Genomic DNA, 24,237 nt, shown 5'->3' with positions numbered 1-24,237 from the left:
CTTTAACCTTCTAGATGGATTGACTTAGACCTGAGAGCCGATAGCGCCTGTAGCTAGACACTAGGCTAAGTATATTTTTTCATACTCCATGGTGCTAATTTTTAATTAGTATGGAGGCCTACCCTGAAAATAACTTTGGTTGTGGAGTTCCATGAGCTGCCATCCACTCGCGGGATACCGTGGGGCGGTCCGTGATCCTCCTCGTCGCCCTTTTGGCTCCTGTGGGGTCTCACGAAACCGCTAGATCTCACAGGAGTCGAGTGGCTCTACACTCATTCCACACTTAGGAGTAACCATTTTCATTCACCATGGTGCGAAATACTTATTTAGCATAAGTGTCTACCCAGTATATTCATAGATTTCATTGAACAACTTCACACAGTTTCTCCCGTTATTTTTTGCAGTATATAGCGCTTGGTCAGCCTGTCTCATCAGTGCTTTAATTGTTATGGTGTCTTCTCCATATGGTATGTCTTTGTTTGAAATACCAAAGCTTGAGGTCACACGAATGTCTTTTCCATTTAGATTCAATCGAAGGTCTGAGATGTTTAGCCGGATCTTATTGGCTAATTCAAGGACTTCCTCGAAAGGAGTGTTTATCATACAAATAATAAACTCTTCTCCACCATAACGACCGATCATGTCTTTTGACCTTAGACTATCTTTTGCTAACTTGGTCACCTGAGTTAACACTAGGTCTCCAGCTTCGTGTCCGAATGTATCATTTACATTTTTAAAATGATCAATATCAAACATTAGCATGGATATACTTCCTCCCTCTGTCACTAGGGTTTTTAGGAGCTCTTCAGCTTTCTTTTCAAGAAAAGCTCTGTTATATACCTGCGTTAATCCGTCCATACTAGCAAGTAGTTGTAGCCGTTTCTGCATATTAACTCGTTCAGTTATATTAACAAAAGAAACAATACATCCTAACTCTAAGCTTTTTTTATTTTTTACAGAAGAAAAACGAATATGATAATGAGTAAATTCACCATTATCATGCCACTCGAAATCACATTCCTCTTTCATCAAGATGATGTTTGCTAGCTTCATGTTATCTTTTAAAATGGCACTAATTGATTTTCCAATACAGTGATGATCTAAGTTTGGAATGACTTTAAGCAGGGCCTGATTATAATCAACGATCACATCATTTGGATTTAATACGATTACTCCTTCGCCCATATTCTCAAACACTGTTTCTCTAGCAATTGGCGCAAGGTTAAACATCTGAAACGACAAAAGTGCTATCCCATGAAAAATAAAAGAAATACAAGTTGAAACAGGTCCAAGGTCAATACCACGGGGACTCAATCCAACTAAATAAAAAACACTTGCAACAATAGGAACTAACAATCCTGCAACCATTAATAAAATCTGCATCTTGAATCTATAAGATCGCTTTTTTAGTTGTCTGAGCAACACAACTACACTTGCAGTGATACACAAATATAGAAAAAAAGAATGCACATAAAACCATGGCCCACCCTCAAGATCAATAATTAGAAAAGGTTCAGTCACTTGAAGTTCCATTGATGTGTAATATAGTTGATGAAACTCATTAGTATGGTTCATAAACACCGTTGAAATGGGGATCCCAAATAAAAAGTAATACAACCACCGTGGAATTTTCTGTCCAGCATATTGAAAACACATTAACAAGATGAATACAGGAATAAATGGTAATGCAATATATTCAACCTTTAGCCAGAATTTAATCTGTTCGATGGTCGGACTTGCTAGTTCAAATGCATAGGCAAATGTAAATAATCCTACTAGCAATGTTGAAATGATAAAATAATTAGCTCCTGGCGCATTTTTGATCTTTATTAACGTATATAAGCTTAGAAAAAGACTTAATAAACCGCCCATCACCATAATTAAAATATACATTAATAGCTCTTGCATGATTCATCTACTCCAACTTAAAAAAAGTAATAATTTTACTTATTATATATCAACTAATAGAGCTAGACTAGTAAAAATTACCTATACATTAGTAGAGAGTAGTTCTGGCGCTATTAGAGAAATGTGACAATTTTATGTAGTAATTTCCTATGATCATTTACAAAACATTTTACGGAAAATAGCTTTTCTTTATAACAGATAACTAAATTTACATGAAAAAACTTTCGCTTTTAATATCAATCGCGTTAGAATGAATTGCTCAATTGCCCAATGAATGTAACTGTGTTAAAGTCAGATGAGAAACTAAAGAAGATGAGTAGGTGAAATACATGATTGAAATCAAGTCGTCCAAAGTAAGTGATGGCGAATTTAATAGAGGCGTATTTGCTACACGCGATATTGCAAAAGGGGAATTAATTCATGAGGCTCCGGTCATTGCATATCCAAATGATGAACATGAACATATTGAAAAAACATTACTTGCTGATTATGCGTTTGAATATGGAATAAATCATACAGCCCTTTTACTTGGATATGGAATGTTATTTAACCATTCCTATAAACCTAATGCGTTCTATGAAATTAGCTTTGAAAAACACACATTTGATTATTATGCATACAAAGACATCAAAGCAGGAGAAGAGATTTTTATTAACTATAATGGAGATGTAGATGATAAAGAGCTCTTGTGGTTTGATAGAGAAGACGAAGAATAAGAACTGCCCCTTGGTCAGGCCGTAAGTGCTAAAAGGACCTCTACTAAGAAGCTTGCTCTCTGGGAGAGTACAAAAAAAGCTGATGAGGAACTAGAGACAAACTGGGTAAAATGTAAAGAAACAGGCATCTATCGAAATGATAAGTGCCTGTTTTTAGTTTAAAAGCTGATTTTTAATATGATGTTCCAAATGATCAAGATAATCTTGGATTAACCATTCTAATGTTTTGATTTCCGTATTACCGACCACACATTTAAATGATCGTTTTTCGTCAGGGATATTACGAATGACTTTTATCATTTGAGAATTCAAGCTACACCATAGAGCCAATATGGACTCCAGTGATTGATTGTGATAATCCTGAATAACGACCCATTTTTCCTGATTATAAGGTTTTATCAAAAACGGTGGCTCTTCTATTTGAATTTTTATGACTCGGTACAAATTATGAATAGCCGAATCACATAAATGACCTAATATCTCTTTTTTGGACCACTTGTTTGAATAAGGGCGTGTAGAGACATCTTCTTCAGATAGTTGATTCATCTCAGCAGGAATCTTATCTAACCAGTAGTTCAACCTGTTAATGACTCTCTCCATTTCATCACTCCCAGCATTCTTTTTTATCCTCGAAAAAACCTATCTTAAAGTATATTCATGGTTTCAATAATAAGTATCCTAAAATGATAAAAAGACACATTTCATTGGAAATGCGCCTTACTTTTCACATACTTATACGGCTTTTTTTACCTGTATTACGTTTATTTCTTCCACCTTTACAAACATTTTATATACTGTTAATAATAAAGCTCCAAACAATGCTGTACTACCAATTAATAAGTACAGTGAAGAAATACTATATGACTCTATTAGCTTTCCGCCGAGTAAAGCACTGATCATACCGGAATAACCAAAGAAGACAGAGATTAATAACACATGACCTGTTGATTGAAGTTGAGCTGGAATAATTTTCGTTACATATGAAAGTGCGACCGTAAAGAAAATGCCGAATGTGAAGCCATGTAATAATTGATAAAATAAAAGCTCGACTGGGCTTGTAGCAAACGACATCCCGATAAAACGGACACCGTACAGTACTGCCGCAATAATAATAAAGGTTAAATCTTTAAATTTTCGATACCATAAGCCACTTGTAAAAAAGACGAGGACTTCAGTGGAAACTCCCCAGAAAAACGCCCAACCGATTGTCGTTTCGCCCCCACCTAGCTCTTTAATAAAGATACTTAAATATAAATCATTTGCTCGATGCCCTAAGGTGATAAATAACACAATCACTAAAAATAACACAAAAGGGATATTTTTAAATAATAGGAATGCATCTTTGACATTCACTTTTGCTGATGAATCAGTCACTTTAATATCTTTTAAAAATAGACAAGCTACTAAAACAATCACACAAAAAAGGACAAATGGGACGACAACATTTTCAACACCACCAATATAAGCTAAAAGGTAGCCGATAGTAATACTCGCGATCCCAAACCCCAGTGATCCCCATAATCGAATGCTACCAAATGAAACATTTGTTTGATCTGCAGTTTTTTGAGATAGGCTATCACTCAATCCCCCTGAAGGTGCTAAGAAAAAGAATAAACAGTAGATGACTAGCGCTATTGCTGCAAAATGATCTAATTGAAATAAGATGATACCCGAAACTAGCATTCCGATAATACAAATCAACAAAACTTTCTTGATACTCTTTATTTTATCACTTAAAAAGCCACCCATCGGTTCGGAAATTAAAGAAGCAAATGGACCAATCGCTAAAAGAATTCCAACCTGTGAAGCTGAAAATCCTTTGTGGAATAAATAAAGCGGTAAATAAGATGTACATATAAAACCAATCGCTTGTAAAAAGAATAAAAATGACTTTAACGGTGCTGTCGTACTCATATGTGTTGTCACATGCCTTTCGATATAAATGAATTTAAATTTGTCCGTCCACAGAGCGGAAACCGGTTTCCTAAATAAATAAAAAAAATGAATGCTTTACTTCATCAAAGTATTATAACTAACTTTTTTGATTTTATCAATCCATCTTCAGCTTTTTTAATTACCACCACTGTTGATCTTGACAAAAAACATATTTGAATAAGGCGGGTAGTTACTAATTCCGGCGCTAATGAATTCGCTTCCAAAAGGGAGATGATTAATTCATTGAAAATCTATTAATTAGTCGCAAGCTTTCATAGGATCTACAAAGGTATGTGGACCTGCTACTACTCAAGGAGTTACTTTTGCTTTCTTTTCAAATGGTATGGTTGTGTCCTATCATGTTTATTTCACTGTGGTTGAATTTAACCGGAAAAATTCCGCTTAATTTGGAAAATATCAACTTTCCCGTAAAAATAACGGGCTTTTTCCGCTTATATGGACCTAATCTTTAGATTTAGTCACATATTAGAGCAGTTAACCGGAATTCGTCCGCTTATATCAGCTTCTTATGCCCCTCCTAGATACATTAACCGGAATTTCTCCGCCTATGAGTTCCTATACCTACGCGAAAAATCAACAAAGCTGACCCTGCAGCCTCATCCATAAATTCTTTAGAAGATGGCGATGTGCTTCCCAATGTTGATGTTTATTAAAAAACTTTTGTTTAAAGATATTAGTCTCCATACACGAAAAATACCACAGTTCAACCCCTGTGGTAGTCCAAAAGTTTATAGTTTCTTATCTTTTTAAAAAGAACCAGCTTTAGAAACTGATTCTTAAAATGTTTTATTTAACCAAGAGCATCAAAATTCCTCATCCAGGAAAACTAGTGCTTAAGCTTCTGCCGTCACTATACTCATTCATGATGTTCTCAATTATTTTTTTAACCGGAAGAATATCATTTATCTCATGTACTCTGGAGCCACTAAATACTAGCCCTTCTTCCGCATCTCCATCACGTGAATTTAATAGTGATTGAAGAATACAAAAACGATGTGAACACTTTTTAAGACATTTGACACATTTGTCAATCTTCACCTTTTTATCGTCACTAATTTTATCAGTGAAAGCATTTCTAATGGCTCTTCCTTCTAGGCCGACAACTGATTTAATTAACGTCGTATCTCCTTCTTTACTGTTAAGATACTTTTCTTTAAAAGAAAGTGGTGCGTCACACTCATTACTTGCTACAAATCTTGATCCCATTTGTACTCCAGAAGCACCCATTTCCAATGCTTTTCTCACATCTTTCCCGTTAATAATCCCCCCAGCAGCTATTACCGGAATCTCGACGGCTTCAACCACTTCCGGTAATATATCAAATAATGGTCGATCGGTTCCTAGATGGCCACCTGCTTCAAAACCTTCAACAACAACTGCAGACGCTCCTAATCTTTGTGACATCTTTGCCAATTTGGCTGATGAAACAATGGAGATGACTGGAATATTATATTCTTTCCCCCAAGCATACATATCTCTTGAAATACCTGCACCTGAGATAATAAAATCCACCTTCTCATCTAATGCCGCTTTCATTGCTTCCGAGAACCCAGTCATTGCATATAGTACATTCACGCCAATATACCCAATACCTTTTGTTAATTCTCTCGCTTTTCTAATGTGACTTTTTAATTCATCTACGGAAATACCAGTTCCTGATATGATCCCTATACCACCTGCATTTGCAACAGCTGAGGCTAATCCACTTAAAGAAATACCAACACCCATGCCCCCTTGAATAATCGGTACTCTCGGTTTCATATGGCCAATTTTAAGTTCTGGAAAGTTCATTTTCATTCACCCTTCTTTTTGTGTAAGTGTAAAAATCCTTGTTTATTCCGCTCTTTCTCTTCGTATGTTAGCAATCGAGTGGGTGAATTACAATGAACTTTGTCACTAGGTACTAATAATTGGTTTCAATTATTACAATATTGTGAAACATCTTTCAAATATGTATAACAAATGAACAATTTGATACATCATTACTGAAGGATATGGTTTATTAATGTTGTACGGAAAGGATCTTTTAATCCATTAAAGGATCTTCCTTTTCATACAATGCCGGAAATATTTGCGGATGTAGGATACTTGCGATTTTATTTAAACCAACTAACAATCTAGGTGATGGCCTGCAAAATAATGGTTCCTCTAATATATGTATTTGATTGGTTTTAATCGCTTTCAATTGTTCTGTCCCCTGGCGTTTGTAAATGACCTTTGGGTTAACCTTCTCCATTTGTACACCTACCCACACAATACACATGACATCAGGATCTCTTCTTTTTATCTCTTCCCAATCTGTTTTTACACTTGCTTCAAGTTTATCCTCAAATAGGTTTCTTCCTCCTGCTAATCTACTAATTTCTGTTAACCAATTACTAGCACCAGGGGTAAAAATAGGTTTAGCCCACCATTCCCAATAAATTGTTTTTGGGTGTTCCACCTTCATGGATAAAGAATGATAGGTATTAAGAAGCTCCGTAAATTTCTTGTATATCTTTGTTGCCCTTTCGTAGGTATTCGTGATTTTTCCAACAAATAACAAGCCTTCTCCAACTTCTCTTAAAGTTTTAGGATTAGGGACGATCACATACGGAATGTTTCGTTTCTCAAGCTCTTCAATATTTCGTTCCATTCCCGGTACAGTAAGAGACGCTAATACTAAGTCAGGTTGAAGTTTTTCAACAAGATCCATATCAATCGTTAAATCAGGGCCTAGTTTAGGAAGTAAATTCACTTCCTTCGGCCAATCCGAAAAATCATCAACAGCTATTAATGAATCTATTAATCCTAAATAAGCTAATAACTCTGTATTACTTGGACAGATGGATATTAATTTCAAAGTCAGAACCTCCCTTTATTGTTTAGGATAAAATAGCACGGTTAATTATTAAGTTCATTTAATTATACTCTTACTATTTAAAACGATTACTTTAGTTTGGAGATACTTTAGCTAACTCGTATTTTATTAAAGACTGACTCATCCTTTTTAGTCAGTCCATAATTTTTTTGGAAAATTGTTTGATTTTATCACAAAAGAACCCTCTAATCCTTCGATTATAACGTTTATTAACGACTTGTGGTTTGGTATCAACCGCTTTTTAATTTTTATTAGCCATTTTTGGACTTTTATTAGCCACTTTTCAAGTTTTATCATCGACTTTTCGCCATTTATCAACTTCCGGTAAAACCCTTGTATAAAACTACGTTTCTCAAAAGAAAAAGACACAAACCCTCTTAAGAATTTGTGCCTAGCTTACTTAATATTTACTTTGCTCCGATAACAGCCTCTGATACTACTTTACCTTCCATTGGCTTTTTGAAAGACTGATCTTCTGCTTGTGTGGCTCTTTTAATAAAAAATGCAAGAATTAAAGCAACTGCCGCAATGAATGTTGAGACGAAAAACGCAAAATTAATACCGTCTAACATTGAATGATGTAAAAGCTGCATTTGCATTTCAGGTGAAGATAAGTCAACTGAAGACTTGACTGCTTCTGCTGTTAAAGTTGTTGCACTTGATTCTGTTTTATTAGACATAATCGTCACAAGTAATGCAGTACCAATGGCTCCTGATACTTGGTTTAATGTATTATTCATCGCAGTTCCATGTGGATAGAATCGTGCTGGTAACTGATTAAGGCCATTTGTTGATACAGGCATCATCACCATCGACATTCCGAGCATTCGAACCGCATGTAAAATCATTAACTGATGATAGGACGTTTCAAATGTTAATGTACTGAATAGATAAGTTGTCACAGTCATAATGGTCAAACCAATGATCGCTAAAGCACGACCACCATATTTATCAAATAATCTTCCCGTGATTGGTGACATCAGTGCCATGGCAAGAGCTCCAGGCAGCATCATTAGTCCAGCATCAAAAGGAGAAATCCCTCGAATTGTTTGGACATAAATAGGGATTAAAAGCATCCCAGAAAACATCGCCATGTTAAGCACCATTGTTATTGATGAAGATAACGCAAACATCGGATACTTAAAGATACTAAAGTTCAACATCGGTCTTTCTAATTTAGATTGACGTAAAATAAACGTGAATAATGAAATAACCCCAATGATAATCGTAGGATAGACATGTAGGCTATCCCAACCCTTTGTCCCTGCCGAACTGAAACCATATAGAATTCCACCAAAACCAATACTAGATAATACTAATGAAAGTAGATCAAGACGAATATCGACTTTTTCCTTCTTATCCTTGAGTAAGAATAAGCCAATTAATAAAACCGTTATGGCAATTGGAGTGACAAAATGAAAAAGCATTCTCCAATCATAGTGTTCAACAATCCAGCCGGACAAAGTAGGACCAATTGCTGGTGCAGCCATTAAAATCAGACCAAATATCCCCATCGCTGTTCCCCTTTTCTCAATCGGGAAGCTAACTAACATCACATTCATTAATAGTGGCATCAAAATGGCAGAACCGGAAGCTTGAAGCATACGACCTGCTAGTAATAATGGAAAAACGTGTGATAATCCTGCGACAATCGTTCCAAGTGTAAAAAACACCATTGCTGCTAAAAATAGTCGTCTAACAGAATACTTTTGAATGAGATATGCAGTTGTTGGAATCATAATTCCGTTAACTAGCATGTAGCCTGTTGTTAACCATTGTGCAACTGGTGCGTCAATCTTCAGATCTGTCATAATCGAAGGCAGAGCTATATTTAGTAACGTATTATTTAAGAATGCAATAAAAGCACCGATCATTAAGACAGCTAAAACCCCATAGTTGGGACGTGTTGTTGGTTTATTTATGGATTGTTCCATTGATGTTTCCCCCTGTGTATACTGTCAGTTCATTTTTTTATACTATTAGTTCACAGAGAACATCTTATACCATGGGTTCAAATTTTGCAATAATAATTTCTTCCTATATATAAAGGGTTTGTTAAAGCTCAGTAAGTAGGGTATGATGATGATTAAACAGAGGGTATAAAATTGATACACAAGCCATCTATCAAGAGTTTCGATAACATTTAACTTAGATTATAATAAATTCCAAGGGTGATATATGATGAACGATCGTAAGCAGCATGTTATAAAAATGGCTCACCAATTATTTATCGACAGAGGTTTTCAGGCTACGTCGATTCAAGATATTCTCGAATATAGTGGCATTTCGAAGGGGACTTTCTATAACTATTTCTCATCAAAAAATGAGTTATTAATGGCGCTTTTTAAAGCTATTTATAAAAAAATGGAAAAAGAACGAAATCAACTTCTCATAGGACAAGATCCGTCTGATGTTGAGTTGTTTATTAGACAATATGAATTACAAATGAACATCAATAAAGAAAATAAACTAATTACGCTCTTTGAAGAGGTCATGATTTCAAATGATCCTGAACTTAAACAATTTATTAAAGATGGTCAATTAAGGATGCTTCAATGGACATATCAACGTTTTTTAGAAATCTTCGGACATGAAAAAAAACCAGTATTATTAGATTGTGCAATTATGTTTTTAGGCATTTTACATCACAATATGAAGTATTATGCAATGGGACATGACTCCAAAATTAATGTGTATCAAGTTGTCCGTTATAGTGTAAAAAGAGTTGAGAGTATGGTAAATGAAGTTGCTAATACGGGTGAACAATTAAATGAACCTGAACTTTTGGAGAAATGGATTCCAGATCAAAAAGATGCAAGAAGAGTTTTTCAAGAAGAACTTAGTAAAACGATAGTGGGGTTAAAAAAAGAGGTAATCGATACGAATGAATCTCACAAGTACATTGAGTTACTAGAGTTTATTCAAGAAGAATTGCTTCACTCAAAGAATCCTCGTCCATTTTTGATTCAAAGTGCACTTGCTCCATTAAAAGATGCGCAGGCCTTATTTGATTTGAAGTTAATAGAAGATCTTGAACACCTAATTTCAAGCTATTTTAAAGCGGATGCAAAAAATTAAATTCACTTTTATAACAGGCTTATAAGATTCAAACAATTTTATAGTCTGTTTTATTTTTCCCAGAAGTTCTCCTAAAAAGAATTTCATTTATTGGATAAACAAAAGTTAAGTGATGATAACTATGACTTTCCATTAGAGTATTATGGAAAATGGATATTATCACTAATTCAGTTGGTAAGAAGCTCCTCGATATCCCCGGTATCCTTCGAGTGGAACGCAGCAAATGAAACTCTCCCCCTTAGCAACCTTAGAAATAGTCTTCCACAAAAAAAAGAACCAGCATCACACTGATTCCCTAAATTCCTTCTTTGCTCCACCCCTTAAATCAATTCGTTCTTCACTATCGACATCAAAGAAATGACACTTATTCATATCAAAGTAAAGTGAAAATAATTGTCCTGGCTTCACTTCTACATTTGAATCAACCCTTGAAACATAGCTTTCGACTCCAATGGTTGAATACAACATGGTTTCTGCTCCCATGAGTTCAGCAACCTCGATTTTAGCTGTGACTTTAACAGCTGTATCATATTTTTCACTAGTTTCATGAATGTCTTCTGGGCGAATTCCTAAAATAATCTCTTTTGTGATATATCCATGTTGATGTAAAACTTTAAGCTTGGCTTCTGGAATTTTCATCTTTATTTCATTCACAATAAACGTATCGTTTTGAATCTTCCCTTTGAAAAAGTTCATTGCCGGTGAGCCTATAAAACCTGCCACAAAGGTATTATCCGGGTTATCATACACATCCTTAGGAGTCCCAACCTGTTGGATGATTCCATCCTTCATCACAACAATACGGGTGGCCATAGTCATCGCTTCCGTTTGATCGTGGGTAACATAAATAGTAGTTGTTTGGAGTCTTTGGTGAAGTTTTGAAATTTCAGCACGCATTTGAATCCGGAGCTTTGCGTCAAGATTAGAGAGTGGCTCATCCATTAAGAAAACCTTCGCATCACGGACGATCGCCCGACCTAATGCTACACGCTGACGTTGACCGCCTGATAAAGCTTTCGGCTTACGATCCAGGTATGGTTCAAGCCCAAGAATCTTCGCTGCTGCCTCAACACGGCGCTTAATTTCCTCCTTTGGGGCTTTTCGAAGCTTCAACCCAAATGCCATATTATTAAACACATTCATATGAGGATATAGGGCATAGTTCTGAAAAACCATCGCAATGTCTCGATCCTTTGGTGCAACATCATTGACGAGCTCATCATCAATGTAGAACTCGCCCTTAGATATTTCTTCAAGTCCTGCAATCATTCTTAATGTAGTCGATTTCCCGCATCCTGAAGGGCCAACAAATACAATAAATTCATGATCCTTGATATGTAGGTTAAAATCTTTTACTGCCGTTACGTTTTTATCATATACCTTATAGATATGATTTAAGTGCAATTCAGCCATTCCACCGCCTCCTCAAATTCAAAATCCCTTCAACATTTTGTGAAGGAATAACCTTCTACTTGAATCCCCTTTAATGCTGTTTGATCAGCGATGACTGTTACATCTGGATGAAGTCGAAGTATCGATGCTGGAAAATCCTCCGACAATTCTCCATGAAGCAGTTCGTTCATAGCCTCTCTTTTACTTTCACCAGATGCAAGCAGGAGAATTTCTTTTGACTTCATAATTGTTTCAATTCCAACTGTAATTGCTTGTTTCGGAACATCTTCTGGACGTTCAAAAAATCGTGCATTTGCTTCCCTAGTTAATGAAGTAAGTGTGACGACATGTGTCTTTGATATGAAAGATGTTCTTGGTTCATTAAAGCCAATATGGCCATTCTTGCCGATTCCAAGTAGTTGAAGATCAATTCCACCATGATCTTCAATTTGTTTTTCATATCTTACACATTCGTTTTCTAGATCAGTAGCATTACCTAGTGGAAGAAAAGTATGAGACATTGGAATATCAAGATGGTTAAATAAAAAATGGTTCATATAAAATCGATAGCTATTCGGGTTATCCATAGAAAGTGGAACATATTCATCTAAATTAAACGTGTATACCTCTTCATAAGAGGTTCCATTATGATTAAAATCCTTTATTAAATAGTTGTAGGTCCCTTTTGGTGTTTCTCCGGTTGCGAGCCCAAGATTTAATCGATTTTGTGAACGAACTTTTTCACTTATAATACACGCTGCGAGCCGACTCATTTGCTGATAATCTTTGACCTCTATAATTTTCATGTTTTAACCTCTTTTGAAAAAATTCACTCAAGATCAACCTTATTTTAAGCCAGTCAAAGTGATTCCTTTTATAATATGGCGCTGGAAGATTAAAAAGACAATGATTAAGGGTATAACAGCAATGGTTGCTCCTGCCATAACAAGCTCCCAATACGTTTGATTTTCACCTGAGAAAAAGGCAAGACCAACCGGTAATGTTCGCATTTCAGCTGTTTCAATAACAATGAGCGGCCATAAATACGCATTCCAATTCCCAAGGAATGTGAAAATACATAGTGCAGATAATGCTGGGAATACTTGAGGAATGGCGACCTTAAAGAAAATCGAAAACTCATTCATACCATCAATTCTTGCAGCATCTAATAAATCATCCGGAATGGACTCCATAAATTGCTTCATTAGGAATATACCAAACGCTGAAATCACCCCTGGAAACATGACTCCCCAATATGTATCAACCCACCCTAAGTCAGCTGACATTAAGTACCAAGGGATAATTAACATTTCTGTTGGAATCATTAGAGAGCTTAAGATAAAAAGAAAGATAACTTGTTTCCCAAAAAAGTTGAACTTAGCAATAATATAACCAACAAGGGTATCAAAGAGAGCCACACTGACTGTCGTAATCACAGCAACAATAAAACTATTTAAAAACCATTTAGTAAAAAGGGTCCCTTCGATAATTTTACGATAGTTATTAAATGTAGGGTTATCAGCAATAAGCTTCAACCCATACACTTCACTCGGAGGTTTGAATGAGGTGGAAACCATCCAAATGAATGGAAATAGCATGATTACTGAACCTAAAATTAATAATGTATAAACAATGGCTTTTTTTGTAAAGTTTCTTCTTTTCACCACTTCACCCCCAAGACTTAGTATTCAAATTTCTTTGTTAGGAATTTCATTTGGAAAATCGTAATGATTAGAATAATTAAGAATAAGATAACTGTTGCCGCTGAAGCAGCACCCATTTCAAAATGTTGGAATGCCAATTCATAAATATAAAGAACGACTGATTTGGTGGAATTCAATGGTCCACCAAGTGTCATATTCTGAACTTGAGTAAATGTTTGGAGGAAACTAATACTCCCAATAACAGCAGAGAACACAATCGTAGGATTCAACAATGGGATCGTAATATGGATAAACTTCTTCCATCCATTAGCCCCATCAATTTCAGCTGCCTCATAAAACATTTTCGGGATATTTTCTAACCCTGCTAAGAAAATAATCATTTGAAAACCTAGTCCTTGCCAAATCATTGTTAAGATAATAATATAGATTGCTTGATCAGGAGATTTTAAGAAGAGCTGTGCTTCAAATCCTAGTTTTAATAAAATATCATTGACGATTCCATTATTCATAAGAATCCACTTAAACACCCAGCTTACCGCAACAATACTCGTTACATAAGGAATGAAGTAAATCGCACGAAAAAACCCTACAAACTTATTAATTCGCTGTAATAATAGAGCAATGCCTAGTCCACAAATCAATTGACCAATGACTCCTAATACAACATATATCATCGTATTGTAAAGGGATTTTCGAAAGACCTCATCATGAAAAAGATTCACGTAATTGTCCATCCCAACAAATGGCTTATCATTTGAAAGAATATCCCACTCATGAAAACCTATATTAAAGGTATACAGTGTTGGAAGAAAACGGATAACAATAAAAAAGAGTAGGGGGATTAGTAGACAAGTATAAACAAAGATGTATTTTTGCTGCTTTAAAGTGAACCTTGATCGTTTTTTGGGCTTGAGTTTTATAGGTGGCGAAATTTCGGCTTTGGTACTCTCCATTATGTATATCCTCCCTTTAAAAAGATGGGAGAGACTCAGGTCCTAGCCTCTCCCTAGTGAATAGGATTAAATTATCGACTACTCCAGTAATCATCAAATAACTTCTGTGTTTTTTCCACCAACTCAGCATATGCGTCCTCAATTGAAACTCCATTTAGTACAACCTGATCAACTGCATCCATCATAAGCTGTCTTTCAGCCGTTTCATCTACGAAGAAGTGAGCATTTGCATATGGAAGCTGTTCAATAAAAGGCCCTAACAGTGGGTCAGTAATAAATTTGTCTTGAGAAGCCACAGCTTCCTTAGCTGGTAATTCACCAATCTTATCAACCCAACGCTCCATCACTTCTTTGCTTGTTAAGAACTTTAGGAACTTTGTTGCTGCTTCTAACTTTTCACCTTCAACCTTAGCTGTAATTCCATTCGCCCAGAAGGAAGATTGTGTTGCTTTTTCCTTATATGATGGCAGTGGAGCTACCGCATAATTCAAATCTGGTGCATCTGTAGCAAGCGTTCCTAAACGGAAAGAACCATCAACATTCATTGCTGCATTTCCAGTTTTAAATGCCGTAACATCATCCGTATAGAATCCTTTTTCACCAACTTTATGCTCTGTCGTAAATTCAACTAAATAACGGAACGCTTCTAAACCAGCTTCCGAATCATCCCATAAAATTTGTTTTCGATCCTCACTTAAATCTTGACCACCTGCTTGATAAACAAGAGCATCTCTATACCAGTTATGCAACTGACCTCCAAGTTCATAAGCCATCCCTGCTGTAACTAACTGGTTACCATCACGAACCGTAGTTTTCTTCGCATAATCAACCAACTCATCCCAGTTTGTAGGTGGGCTGTCTGGATCTAAACCAGCTTTTTCAAAAAGATCTTTATTGTAAAATAAAGCGAGGGTACGAACTGCGGTTGGAATCGCCCAATATTGATCATCAAGTTTTACAGCATCAACAAGTGGGAAAAATTCACTTTCAATTTCACTTGCAGAAAAGCCATCCTCTGGAAGGGGTTGAAGATATCCAGAGTCAACATATTTCGGAATCCAACCATAATAAAGATTAATAACATCCGGTCCTCTACCCGCTGGAACAAGTGTAGCTACCTTTTCGTTATATTGTTCATATGGGAACGTTGTATGCTTTACTTTGATTCCAGGGTTTGCTTCCTCAAACTCTTTAATTAGTTCATCAATTAAATCCACCTTGGACTGATAAGCATATTGCCAGTATTCAATCGTAATCTCTCCACTACCTTCTTCTCCATCATCAGTTACATCACCACCAGCCTCTTCCTTATCGGAACATCCGACTAGCACCATAAACAATGTGACAAAAAAGAGTACTCCAAGAAATTTTTTCAAAATTAACCCTCCTCTTAATCTACTTTATTTATTAGTTAATATTTCATAACTACCATTAAGTAATAATCCCTTATAGGAATTAAATTTATATTCCCATTCCTGAATCTCAGTGAGGTATCCTTTTAATTGATTTGCTGAAAGGGTTCGCTGTTTTTCTGTTTCCTTTGGATTTGGCCCTCCTAAAATAGACCGAACCATCACAAATTGATAAGGATCTATCGCATCCTTGTAATGCTCATCAGATAGAGATAAATCGATATGACATTCTTTCTTAGCAATCTCTTTCACAAGTTCAGCATTTCCATGGCTTAAGTTGTATCCATTTGTATTTAAGTGTTTAACAAATGCTTGAACGATATGGTGTGCTTGTCGGAAAGATAGCTGGTAATCCCTTACCAGGACATCAGCTAGCTCTGTAACCGTTGAGAATCCCTCTCTACATCGGTTATATAGCTTATCTTTGTTCACAGTAATATTTTTTAAGATTTCGGTTAATAGTTCGAGTATTTGATAGGTATGTAGAAATCCATGATCAAGAATCGGTTGAATATCATCACCGATGTCAACAATATCTCCAAAAGGTACGCTATGAGTCATCATAAACGCTGATTGTAATTCTCCAATTGTTCGACTTATTAGTGATCGTGTATGTTCTAATGATGAAGGGTTCCTTTTTTGCGGCATTATACTAGAAGTTTGTACTAAGCTTTCATCCAATCTAATTGCTTCGACCTCATTGGTTGCAAAAAACATTAAATCATAGACAAAGCGTGATAGAGTACTAAGTGAGGTTGATAATGTTCCAACGATTTCAAGCATATAATCAGCTGCACTGATGGAATCATATGAATTATCTAGCGGTTTTGTAAAGGCTAATTGTTGTGCCATAAATGTCCGATCAATAGGAAATCCTGTTGTTCCTAGAGCTGCCGCACCCATAGGCGATTCATTTATTCGATTTAATAAGGAAAAGCCACGGTCGAGATCTCTTTCCAAATGCTTATCAACGGCTAATAAATAATGAGCAAGTGTTGTCGGCTGAGCTTGCTGATTATGCGTATATGCAGGCATTACAGTGAGTTCATGCTCCTTTGCTAATTCAAGCAAGACTTCCTTCATATCTATAATCAGTTTAAGCCATTGAACCACTTTTTCACGCCAAATCATCCGAAACATCGTTGCGTCCATATCATTTCTGCTAAAAGCAATATGCATATTTCCAACAAGTTCATCACCGATTTCATTTTTCAGATCATCTTCAATCATGAAAAATAAATCTTCAAACTCAGGGTTATACTGCTGATCAAAACCATTTCTTAACAATCTCTGATTAGCTTCAATAATTTTTTTCACATCTTCGTTCTTTAAAATCTGTTGACGAGCAAGCATGGCAGCATGAGCTATATTGATTTCAAGTATACAGTTCAAAAATTTTCTTTTCGTAAAATCGTAGGTAGGTTCGAGTATATGGTTCACATAAATCCTGGACCTATTGTGTGACATTCTCTGACTTCACTCCAATCTCAAGATTAAATAGTCTGCGTGCATTATTACCAAAGATCTTTTCAATATCCTCCTCACGCATATTGATTTCCCGGCAAACTCGAACCTGGTCTTGTAAATATCGGTAGGAATAGCCTCTTGGAAACCCATTTGAATCTGTCCCAAAGATAATTCGTTCAGCGCCAATGAGCTCATAGGTTTTTCTGAACAAAATCTCCAAATCTAAATGATATGGCATCCAGCGCATCCATTGATTAGACCCAGAGGTATCCACATAAACATTTGGACAACTCCAGCAAAGATGAAGTAATTCTTGAAAGTAACCTGCTCCAAAATGTGGAATGATGATAGGAAGTTCAGGGAACTCTCTAGCAACTTGAAAGATTGAGAGTGGTGACATGTTTTGATGCTCAACAATTCCACCAGCTCTGCCCAAAAGTCCAAAATGAATTAATACGGGAATTTGCTTTTCAGCCAAATACTCCCAAACAGGCATTAATGAGTCATCATGAAGCTTTCGATTCACAAGAGGCCCAAACATCTTATACCCCTTTAAGCCAAGTTCCTCTGTTGCCCGTTTTAATTCCTGAAGTGCATCACGGTTTTCAATCGGATGATGTGCAAATCCAATAAAACGACCAGGATACTCCTTTATCTTTTTAGCTAAATCATCATTATCCTCAGCAGTAAGAAACACGAATCTTTCAATTCCATATCGATCCAGCTCCTGTACCCAACGATCCATAATTGGTATGGCCTTCTTTTCATCGGTTTCCTCAGATGGATGCGGGAAATCCCAAGATAACATCATTCGCTTTGATCTTTCTGTATTATATTGATCACCAATTTCTGTTCGCTTAATGAATCCACTACCCTTTTTCCCTGGCAAGTGGCCATGGATATCAATGACTTTAAAATCATTTTGAAATAGCATTATTTACCTCCTATTAAAAAAGTTTGCTATAAAAATCAGAATTTCTTTTCGATGGAAAATAACTCATGATTTCTCAAACATAAAGCTGTTGCTCCGATAAGGGCCACTTGTGGCAATTGAGTTAGAAGCACCTCTGTTTGACTTTGCTTAGGTAGATACATCGCTATTTTATGTTGTAACTTCGGTAAAAACCATTCTCCTGATTTCGAAATTCCTCCTCCTAAAACGATACAATCGGGATTCAAAAGAGCCGCTACATTAATTAACGAAACTGCAATGTGATCTAATGCTTCATTAATCACCTTTGTTGCATAAGTCTCACCTTGAATGGCTTCATTAAAAACCATTTCCGCACTATACTCGCCATTGACAGTTGTCGTAGAGTTCTTTATATATTGCTTTACGATAGCAGGACCCCCAACATGATTTTCAAGAAAACCAAAGCCATCAAACATTGTTTCGAAATGTTGTCCAGCTTGATCTTTGTTAGTAATCATATAACCAATTTCTCCTGCAGCAAATTGAAAGCCTCGGTATAGCTCACGATTAATAATAATGCCACATCCAACACCCGTTCCTATCGTAATCAGAACGACATTGGATTTATCTTTCGCAGACCCCTTCCAATACTCCCCAAGCACCGCCATATTCACATCATTTTCAATATATACAGGAAACGGAAAATAAGAGCTTACTTTTTCTTGTAAAGGATAATTGTCCCACTGAAGACTTGGAGCTTCAATTACAATACCTTTCTCTGTATCAGTTATCCCAGGCGCACCAATTGCAAGTGATAATATATCAGTATTGATCAATCCACTTACTCTTAACAATCTATTAATCTCTGTTACTAGTAGATGAATAAAATCATCTTTTAATGCCTGTTGAGTAAATAGTTTTCCGGTAATAATTAATTCACCTTCAAGATTCATTATTGCTATTTCAGTATGTGTGCCGCCGATATCAACTCCGATTGTATATTTACATACTTTATTGAAAAATAAATGAACAGGCTTCCTCCCACCTCCATGGGCCGTTTCATTACTTTCCTTTTCAATGAGCCACCCTTCTTTAACCAACTCATCGACTAACGAAGAAATCGTTGGTTTACTAATATTTAATTCTTTAGCAAGACTTGCTCTGGAATAATAATCATCACCCCCGATAATCGTTTGTAAGACCTTTTTCTTGTTTAATAGCTTCAAATAAGTGGGTGTTCCTGATTGCGGGATACTCATGCAGCCCTCCATGCCTTTTAGTTAGTTAGTTAGTTAGTTAGTTAACCTTACTAACCAATGTAAAACATTTTCCATAATTAGTCAATATCATATTCTGAAAATTTAATATAATTAGATTTTATTTCTTTTAAAATTGTATTTAAGTATAAAAAAGCTACACTCAATTGAAGAAAACAATTAGTGTAGCAACATGTCGTATTTAGGGTTTTTTATAAAGTATGAAGATTATATTTCTGAAGAAATCATTTAGAGGGTTTTATTATCTGAACTTGAATCCAGATAATTAAACAAACTATCTCTTTGTATGTAGCTAGAATATACCTGTTTATGATAGAATCTAGCTACATTTTTTTAGAGCGTTTAAATTGAATCAAATTAAGTAGAGAGTCTAATTGTTGACTTAATTTGATTGTTTCAGGATCAGTAAACCCATTGTTTTTGGCTGAATCTATCATTTGACTTCTTAAAGTATAGACTTGAGCCTCAACTTTTATTCTTTCATTTACAATTTGTTCCATCAAAACACTACTCCTGTAACACGTTATTGGAAAAAAGTCTCCAAATAAATATACAATTTATTACATAAGTAGTAAAGGGTTTTGTAAGAAAGTATTACAGTTTTTTAGTAAAAAATATTTATTGACAATCAAACTATTTTCGCAGATACCATAGTAAATGTTTGATAGAAAATTATTAATCTCCTCATTCTCCACTTGGAACTACTATTCCCTCTTCAGTAGAAATAGTTGATCCAAAATGTGGTAAACCTTCTTCCTTCCAACTAAATGATTGCATGCGTATATCTCGTTCCCAGCCACTTTTTTTCATCGGCTATCAAGTCCTTTCTTGAATATTAGCCCTCTGTCTACTACCTCACCTCCATACAAAAACAATTCATATACTCTCTTATTAGAATTAAGTCTGACAACACCTACTAAAAAATGATAGCCTTTTACCGATACTCACTACCTCCACCCCAAATACTTCTACCACCAGTGTGTCCTGTATCTTGGTGAGTTTCTTCATCAACTAACTGCAAAACACCTGGCTGCTCGTGATGGTGCCAATCAAATCCTTCGGGTGTAATTCCATTCTGAAGAACTTGTACATCGTACGAGGATAGTCCTAAATCATTTGCCAGACCAGGGTTCTCTTGAATTGACTGATACAATGTGTCATTTGCAATATTAAAATGAGCCTGGTCACTTGAAGTATATACTTCTTCTGCTATAACAACACTGAATTGTGAATCAAATACTGGGAATGTTCCCGTTTGAAATTCTCCGCTTGGCCATTCAATTGTTTTTGCTTCAAAAAGCACACCTGTCTCAGCATGTTCCAACCCCGCTAAACTACTATTTCTTGTATCAATTTCCTGTGCGTTTACAGCATCCGGCCCGTCTACAATATCAATAATTCCAACCGCTAGAGTTGTGACTGCGGCAACCTTTCCTAAATTCTTCACACCGTGGAGAATTTGTTCTCTATCCCTATTCTTTAAACCATTCACAGTGATACCAGCACTCTTAACCGTATACTTAATGCTTGAGCCAATTCCCCTGACCGTTCGACCAGTAGAGTCCGTAATATCAGCCCACCCTCTTTGTTTATGGTATTCATCTTTTTTTACAGCACCGTAAACGCCTCTTACTGTCCCGTCTGCAAATTGAGTAACAGAGTCCACCGCCCCCTTTGATGCTTCAATCACACTATTTCCTAAATCATCGACATATTCACCAAGTTTTTCATTCTTAGATGAAACAGCCTTACTAACAATCTTTACTCCGCCTTTTGCGGCCTCACCAACGACAGTATTTACAACCCTGCCCATACCCCGAAATACGACCATCCAATTCTCTCCATTCATAGCTTTTTATAGGATAATATTACCACTTAATGAACACTTTTGATAGTTATCCAATTGAATTGAACTCCTATTATATATATAAAATAGGACTTTTACCTTACTTCACATCGAGCGCGTTCTAACACCTTTATCTATGTATCACTAGAGTTAGTTGTATATTTAATAGAAGCTAATGAATAAAATTCATAAGAGTAAGCCATATTGAATGAATAAGTATACTAGGGAAGGATGTACGAAACATGGAAAAAGATGAACACGTAAAGAACCAAGTGGTATTTATAACAAACCCTGCATATGATTCACTTGAAAATTCTGATACACTAACAAATGAAGCGGAAAGTCAAGGCAAATCAGTAGATCAGGATACCATAGTAGAATGATGAACCCCTACCCGTTGAAAAAAGCCATTCAATTGGTCTACTTATTTGTATACGGTTCACCCGGAATGCAATAAATTAAAGTCTTTTGGAATTTTGAGCTATAATCATTCTCTTTTAAATAAGATAACTTGCCCTTAATCGGGGAAGCATCAAAATAAATAAAATAAGAGGAAATTTTCCGGTTAAAGCCAAACTGGAGCTCGTTTCGGGGAATATAAGGGGAGATTTTCCGGTTAAGCATAGGAAAATCTCCTCTTTTTCAAATTTTCAAGTCAATACGCGGAATTTCTCCGTCTATTTATGCTTTTTTTTAAAGTAATTACTAATTAAGGGGAATTGCTCCGCCTATATTTCGGCTGCTTAACATGATCTCCAACCGATAAGTGCGGACCCTCTTGTTCCTAAATGTCGGAACAGCCGCTTGTAGTCTTTAAACTTCATAAGATATGCTTCATACTGACCATACCACTTTTGGAGTTGACGTTCATTTGAGACAAATAGAATCAAACTCTCTACCTCATTCTTCAACAACCGGAATTCGATGAATAGTTGGATCTGTGAAAATATCAAATTCATCTCTACTCGTTGTTGAAAACTCAGAAACAATTGCTCCCTCTTCTCCAGCTTGAAACCAATGTAGAGTATTAGGGGGTATCGTGAACTGATCACCCGGATTCAATTCAACCTCATGAAATACAGTGTAATACTCTTTACTTGATTCTGGAATACTAGCGTTTATCGTCGCTGAAGTTGAACCCTCAATATATAAAAACACTTTCCCTAGACGGCAACGAAAAGTTTCTGTCTTTCCGGCCACTTCACCAATTGGTGGATGCTTATGCTCAGGACAAGTTTGATGTGGAAATAATACTAATTCCTTTGCACAATAATGATCATTGTTAATATAGGTGATTAATTGTAACCCTTGAGTTTCTAACTGTTCTAAACCGAAGTCTGCAACTTCGATCTCTTGCTGTTCGAGATCACTCAATACAATTCCTGCATTATTTAACAGTTCTAATGTCTTCTCTCGTGCATCAATATATTCTTGTTTTGTTAACATCGACATTCTCCTTTTTCATCTATTGGACGGAACATTTCTTTGAAATTCCTACGGTTTTTTCGACAAATTTCGAGCGGTGACAGGCATCACCTATTTCCCGGGTAATAAACTTCGACAAAAAACGGGCAGGTGAGTATCTTAGTTAGTTCAATTTAAAATGAAGCTATAGCTACAAGTTACTATTTATTCAGGATACGTCTCTCTTAAAAAGTGTATAGATTGGTTGATTAATGCTTTTAAGACATCAACATTTATATCATCTATTTTATTTATGTACACACATGCTTTTCCTGTCGTATGCTTTCCGAAGTCCTTTAGTAACTCCTCTCTCTTAGTATCTCCCGTCGCGAAGTATAAGCTTATTTTGGCTTTACGTGGGGAGAAACCAACGAGTGCTGCATCGCCTTCATGTCCGGATGCATATTTGTAATGATATGAACCGAAGCCAATAATACTGTCACCCCACATTTTTGCAGGAAACCCAGTAGTCTCAGTGAAGATATCTAACAGCTTATAAGCATCTTCACGTTTTTTTACACTATCTACTTTTTCAATAAACTCAATTACACTTGCTTCATTTTCTTTTGTTTTTAATTCGTACAATATCCTCACGCTCCTTAAATCATCAATCCATCTATTATTTCGATTATTGTACAGGATTATCCTTTCTCAACAATGAAATACCTCCAACATATGTTTTCATTTTCTTGAAAAAGTTAATTTCAGACCAAAAGGATATATTTGTAAATCAGTGTTTTAAGAAAGACTCTAGTCCTAAAACCAGAGTCTCCATTCTACAGGGATTACACCCATAAAAAGAATCGAAAAAATGACAATAAATAGACTTAGTTCTGCTATTCCCTCATCAAGCACATTTTTTTGAGATTCAACAAAACTGTCAATTTCTTCGTTGGTGGTAAGCTTTTAGGATCTAGGATTTCACCTGTCTCTTTATCAACATAATAGATTGCGTGATGATTTGCTTCTAAAATTGTATCTTAGTTGTTTGATATGAAACAGAAAATACAGCAAGGTTAATCGGAGTGCTCTCACTTTGATCTCCTTTATGTATGCTCCGCTTTCCTCTTCAAAAGCTTCCTCGCGTTCCTTCAATAATTTCTTTGCTTCATTTTGTAATGAAATAATCTCATTTGTACTAGTTGTTTGCTTGATATTTTTAGCGATAAAGTCATTATAAAACGTCACTTGTTGTTGGTGAAATTCCTTTTCTATTTCTTCCAACTCAGTCTCATCTAATGTAATTTCTTCTAGATTAACTGTTATTTCTTTATGATCCAACAATTTCGTGCTTCCGCTTTTATAGCTCGATTCGTTTTCTTCATGGTTTT

The 24,237-nt window shown here is 35.9% G+C and carries 23 protein-coding genes; 3 read left to right on the top strand and 20 right to left on the bottom strand.

From position 1 onward, the window contains the following. Positions 1-339 precede the first annotated feature (339 nt). Complete coding sequence (locus BK579_RS09285; RefSeq protein WP_235848398.1) at positions 340-1,908, bottom strand: histidine kinase N-terminal 7TM domain-containing diguanylate cyclase; 1,569 nt, start codon at positions 1,906-1,908, stop codon at positions 340-342. Positions 1,909-2,237: 329 nt separating this feature from the next. Here BK579_RS09285 and BK579_RS09280 point away from each other — a divergent pair, with 329 nt between their 5' ends. Next, positions 2,238-2,624 (top strand): SET domain-containing protein, encoded by a 387-nt coding sequence (locus BK579_RS09280; RefSeq protein WP_078544917.1) that lies wholly within the window; start codon positions 2,238-2,240, stop codon positions 2,622-2,624. 153 nt (positions 2,625-2,777) lie between these two features. Here the strand turns inward: BK579_RS09280 and BK579_RS09275 are convergent, their stop codons facing one another. The 5 genes from BK579_RS09275 to BK579_RS09250 all read right to left on the bottom strand — a co-directional run bounded on the left by BK579_RS09275 (position 2,778) and on the right by BK579_RS09250 (position 9,374). After that, positions 2,778-3,224 carry a DinB family protein gene (locus BK579_RS09275; protein ID WP_078544916.1) on the bottom strand — a complete coding sequence of 149 codons (447 nt, stop codon included), beginning with the start codon at positions 3,222-3,224 and terminating at the stop codon, positions 2,778-2,780. 132 nt (positions 3,225-3,356) lie between these two features. Then, on the bottom strand, positions 3,357-4,538 hold the full coding sequence (locus BK579_RS09270) for an MFS transporter (RefSeq protein WP_078544915.1): 1,182 nt from the start codon (positions 4,536-4,538) through the stop codon (positions 3,357-3,359). An 855-nt stretch (positions 4,539-5,393) separates the two neighbouring features. Then, complete coding sequence (locus tag BK579_RS09265; protein WP_078544914.1) at positions 5,394-6,371, bottom strand: NAD(P)H-dependent flavin oxidoreductase; 978 nt, start codon at positions 6,369-6,371, stop codon at positions 5,394-5,396. A 235-nt stretch (positions 6,372-6,606) separates the two neighbouring features. After that, the gene (locus BK579_RS09260; protein ID WP_078544913.1) at positions 6,607-7,422 is read right to left on the bottom strand and encodes a cobalamin-binding protein; all 816 of its coding nucleotides are present in this window, start codon (positions 7,420-7,422) and stop codon (positions 6,607-6,609) included. Between the two features lie 425 nt (positions 7,423-7,847). Then, entirely contained in the window at positions 7,848-9,374 is a 1,527-nt protein-coding gene (locus BK579_RS09250) for a DHA2 family efflux MFS transporter permease subunit (RefSeq protein WP_078544911.1), read from the bottom strand. A 247-nt stretch (positions 9,375-9,621) separates the two neighbouring features. On the opposite strand from BK579_RS09250, the gene BK579_RS09245 reads away from it, so the two are divergent. Then, entirely contained in the window at positions 9,622-10,518 is an 897-nt protein-coding gene (locus BK579_RS09245; RefSeq protein ID WP_078544910.1) for a TetR/AcrR family transcriptional regulator, read from the top strand. Between the two features lie 282 nt (positions 10,519-10,800). Here the strand turns inward: BK579_RS09245 and BK579_RS09240 are convergent, their stop codons facing one another. The 11 genes from BK579_RS09240 to BK579_RS09195 form a co-directional block, all read right to left on the bottom strand. Next, positions 10,801-11,931: an ABC transporter ATP-binding protein gene (locus BK579_RS09240; RefSeq protein ID WP_078544909.1), complete on the bottom strand. Its 1,131-nt coding sequence runs from the start codon at positions 11,929-11,931 to the stop codon at positions 10,801-10,803. Positions 11,932-11,960: 29 nt separating this feature from the next. Further along, entirely contained in the window at positions 11,961-12,716 is a 756-nt protein-coding gene (nagB, locus tag BK579_RS09235) for a glucosamine-6-phosphate deaminase (RefSeq protein WP_078544908.1), read from the bottom strand. 39 nt (positions 12,717-12,755) lie between these two features. Next, the gene (locus BK579_RS09230) at positions 12,756-13,574 is read right to left on the bottom strand and encodes a carbohydrate ABC transporter permease (RefSeq protein WP_235848397.1); all 819 of its coding nucleotides are present in this window, start codon (positions 13,572-13,574) and stop codon (positions 12,756-12,758) included. 17 nt (positions 13,575-13,591) lie between these two features. Then, positions 13,592-14,527, bottom strand: a complete 936-nt coding sequence (locus tag BK579_RS09225) for a carbohydrate ABC transporter permease (RefSeq protein ID WP_078544907.1) — start codon at positions 14,525-14,527, stop codon at positions 13,592-13,594. A gap of 71 nt (positions 14,528-14,598) precedes the next feature. Further along, positions 14,599-15,903 (bottom strand): extracellular solute-binding protein, encoded by a 1,305-nt coding sequence (locus BK579_RS09220; RefSeq protein WP_235848396.1) that lies wholly within the window; start codon positions 15,901-15,903, stop codon positions 14,599-14,601. Positions 15,904-15,927: 24 nt separating this feature from the next. Next, positions 15,928-17,379 carry an argininosuccinate lyase gene (gene argH / locus BK579_RS09215; protein WP_204524701.1) on the bottom strand — a complete coding sequence of 484 codons (1,452 nt, stop codon included), beginning with the start codon at positions 17,377-17,379 and terminating at the stop codon, positions 15,928-15,930. 13 nt (positions 17,380-17,392) lie between these two features. Further along, complete coding sequence (locus BK579_RS09210) at positions 17,393-18,340, bottom strand: amidohydrolase family protein (RefSeq protein ID WP_078544905.1); 948 nt, start codon at positions 18,338-18,340, stop codon at positions 17,393-17,395. A 35-nt stretch (positions 18,341-18,375) separates the two neighbouring features. Beyond that, positions 18,376-19,578, bottom strand: a complete 1,203-nt coding sequence (locus BK579_RS09205) for an ROK family transcriptional regulator (protein ID WP_169891112.1) — start codon at positions 19,576-19,578, stop codon at positions 18,376-18,378. Between the two features lie 341 nt (positions 19,579-19,919). Beyond that, complete coding sequence (locus BK579_RS09200) at positions 19,920-20,096, bottom strand: aspartyl-phosphate phosphatase Spo0E family protein (RefSeq protein WP_078544903.1); 177 nt, start codon at positions 20,094-20,096, stop codon at positions 19,920-19,922. Positions 20,097-20,280: 184 nt separating this feature from the next. After that, positions 20,281-20,406, bottom strand: coding sequence for a hypothetical protein (locus tag BK579_RS26725; RefSeq protein ID WP_268876464.1), 126 nt, complete (start codon positions 20,404-20,406; stop codon positions 20,281-20,283). A gap of 124 nt (positions 20,407-20,530) precedes the next feature. Next, positions 20,531-21,427 (bottom strand): HNH endonuclease, encoded by an 897-nt coding sequence (locus BK579_RS09195; protein ID WP_169891111.1) that lies wholly within the window; start codon positions 21,425-21,427, stop codon positions 20,531-20,533. A gap of 257 nt (positions 21,428-21,684) precedes the next feature. Here BK579_RS09195 and BK579_RS25580 point away from each other — a divergent pair, with 257 nt between their 5' ends. After that, entirely contained in the window at positions 21,685-21,825 is a 141-nt protein-coding gene (locus BK579_RS25580) for a hypothetical protein (RefSeq protein ID WP_169891110.1), read from the top strand. Between the two features lie 517 nt (positions 21,826-22,342). Here the strand turns inward: BK579_RS25580 and BK579_RS09185 are convergent. From BK579_RS09185 to BK579_RS09175, 3 genes are all read right to left on the bottom strand, one after another. Beyond that, on the bottom strand, positions 22,343-22,888 hold the full coding sequence (locus BK579_RS09185; protein ID WP_078544900.1) for a D-lyxose/D-mannose family sugar isomerase: 546 nt from the start codon (positions 22,886-22,888) through the stop codon (positions 22,343-22,345). Positions 22,889-23,071: 183 nt separating this feature from the next. Beyond that, positions 23,072-23,491, bottom strand: a complete 420-nt coding sequence (locus BK579_RS09180; protein ID WP_078544899.1) for a DUF1801 domain-containing protein — start codon at positions 23,489-23,491, stop codon at positions 23,072-23,074. A 351-nt stretch (positions 23,492-23,842) separates the two neighbouring features. Then, on the bottom strand, positions 23,843-24,190 hold the full coding sequence (locus BK579_RS09175) for a hypothetical protein (protein ID WP_078544898.1): 348 nt from the start codon (positions 24,188-24,190) through the stop codon (positions 23,843-23,845). Positions 24,191-24,237: the final 47 nt, after the last annotated feature.

The sequence above is a fragment of the Litchfieldia alkalitelluris genome (assembly GCF_002019645.1).
GTDB classification, from domain to species: domain Bacteria; phylum Bacillota; class Bacilli; order Bacillales; family Bacillaceae_L; genus Litchfieldia; species Litchfieldia alkalitelluris.
Note: the sequence above shows the minus strand (reverse complement) of the source record. Positions and strands in the feature narration are given on the sequence as shown.

Excerpts from the sequence above, each read along its gene's own strand:
- BK579_RS09195 (WP_169891111.1), bottom strand. The coding sequence starts at position 21,427 with ATGGTCGTATTTCGGGGTATGGGCAGGGTTGTAAATACTGTCGTTGGT.
- BK579_RS09265 (WP_078544914.1), bottom strand. The coding sequence starts at position 6,371 with ATGAACTTTCCAGAACTTAAAATTGGCCATATGAAACCGAGAGTACCG.
- BK579_RS09210 (WP_078544905.1), bottom strand. The coding sequence starts at position 18,340 with ATGCTATTTCAAAATGATTTTAAAGTCATTGATATCCATGGCCACTTG.
- BK579_RS09200 (WP_078544903.1), bottom strand. The coding sequence starts at position 20,096 with ATGGAACAAATTGTAAATGAAAGAATAAAAGTTGAGGCTCAAGTCTAT.
- BK579_RS09280 (WP_078544917.1), top strand. The coding sequence starts at position 2,238 with ATGATTGAAATCAAGTCGTCCAAAGTAAGTGATGGCGAATTTAATAGA.
- BK579_RS09185 (WP_078544900.1), bottom strand. The coding sequence starts at position 22,888 with ATGTTAACAAAACAAGAATATATTGATGCACGAGAGAAGACATTAGAA.
- BK579_RS09250 (WP_078544911.1), bottom strand. The coding sequence starts at position 9,374 with ATGGAACAATCCATAAATAAACCAACAACACGTCCCAACTATGGGGTT.
- nagB (WP_078544908.1), bottom strand. The coding sequence starts at position 12,716 with ATGAAAATTATAGAGGTCAAAGATTATCAGCAAATGAGTCGGCTCGCA.
- BK579_RS09245 (WP_078544910.1), top strand. The coding sequence starts at position 9,622 with ATGAACGATCGTAAGCAGCATGTTATAAAAATGGCTCACCAATTATTT.
- BK579_RS09205 (WP_169891112.1), bottom strand. The coding sequence starts at position 19,578 with ATGAGTATCCCGCAATCAGGAACACCCACTTATTTGAAGCTATTAAAC.
- BK579_RS09240 (WP_078544909.1), bottom strand. The coding sequence starts at position 11,931 with ATGGCTGAATTGCACTTAAATCATATCTATAAGGTATATGATAAAAAC.
- BK579_RS26725 (WP_268876464.1), bottom strand. The coding sequence starts at position 20,406 with ATGAAAAAAAGTGGCTGGGAACGAGATATACGCATGCAATCATTTAGT.
- BK579_RS09270 (WP_078544915.1), bottom strand. The coding sequence starts at position 4,538 with ATGAGTACGACAGCACCGTTAAAGTCATTTTTATTCTTTTTACAAGCG.
- BK579_RS25580 (WP_169891110.1), top strand. The coding sequence starts at position 21,685 with ATGGAAAAAGATGAACACGTAAAGAACCAAGTGGTATTTATAACAAAC.
- BK579_RS09225 (WP_078544907.1), bottom strand. The coding sequence starts at position 14,527 with ATGGAGAGTACCAAAGCCGAAATTTCGCCACCTATAAAACTCAAGCCC.
- BK579_RS09285 (WP_235848398.1), bottom strand. The coding sequence starts at position 1,908 with ATGCAAGAGCTATTAATGTATATTTTAATTATGGTGATGGGCGGTTTA.
- BK579_RS09275 (WP_078544916.1), bottom strand. The coding sequence starts at position 3,224 with ATGGAGAGAGTCATTAACAGGTTGAACTACTGGTTAGATAAGATTCCT.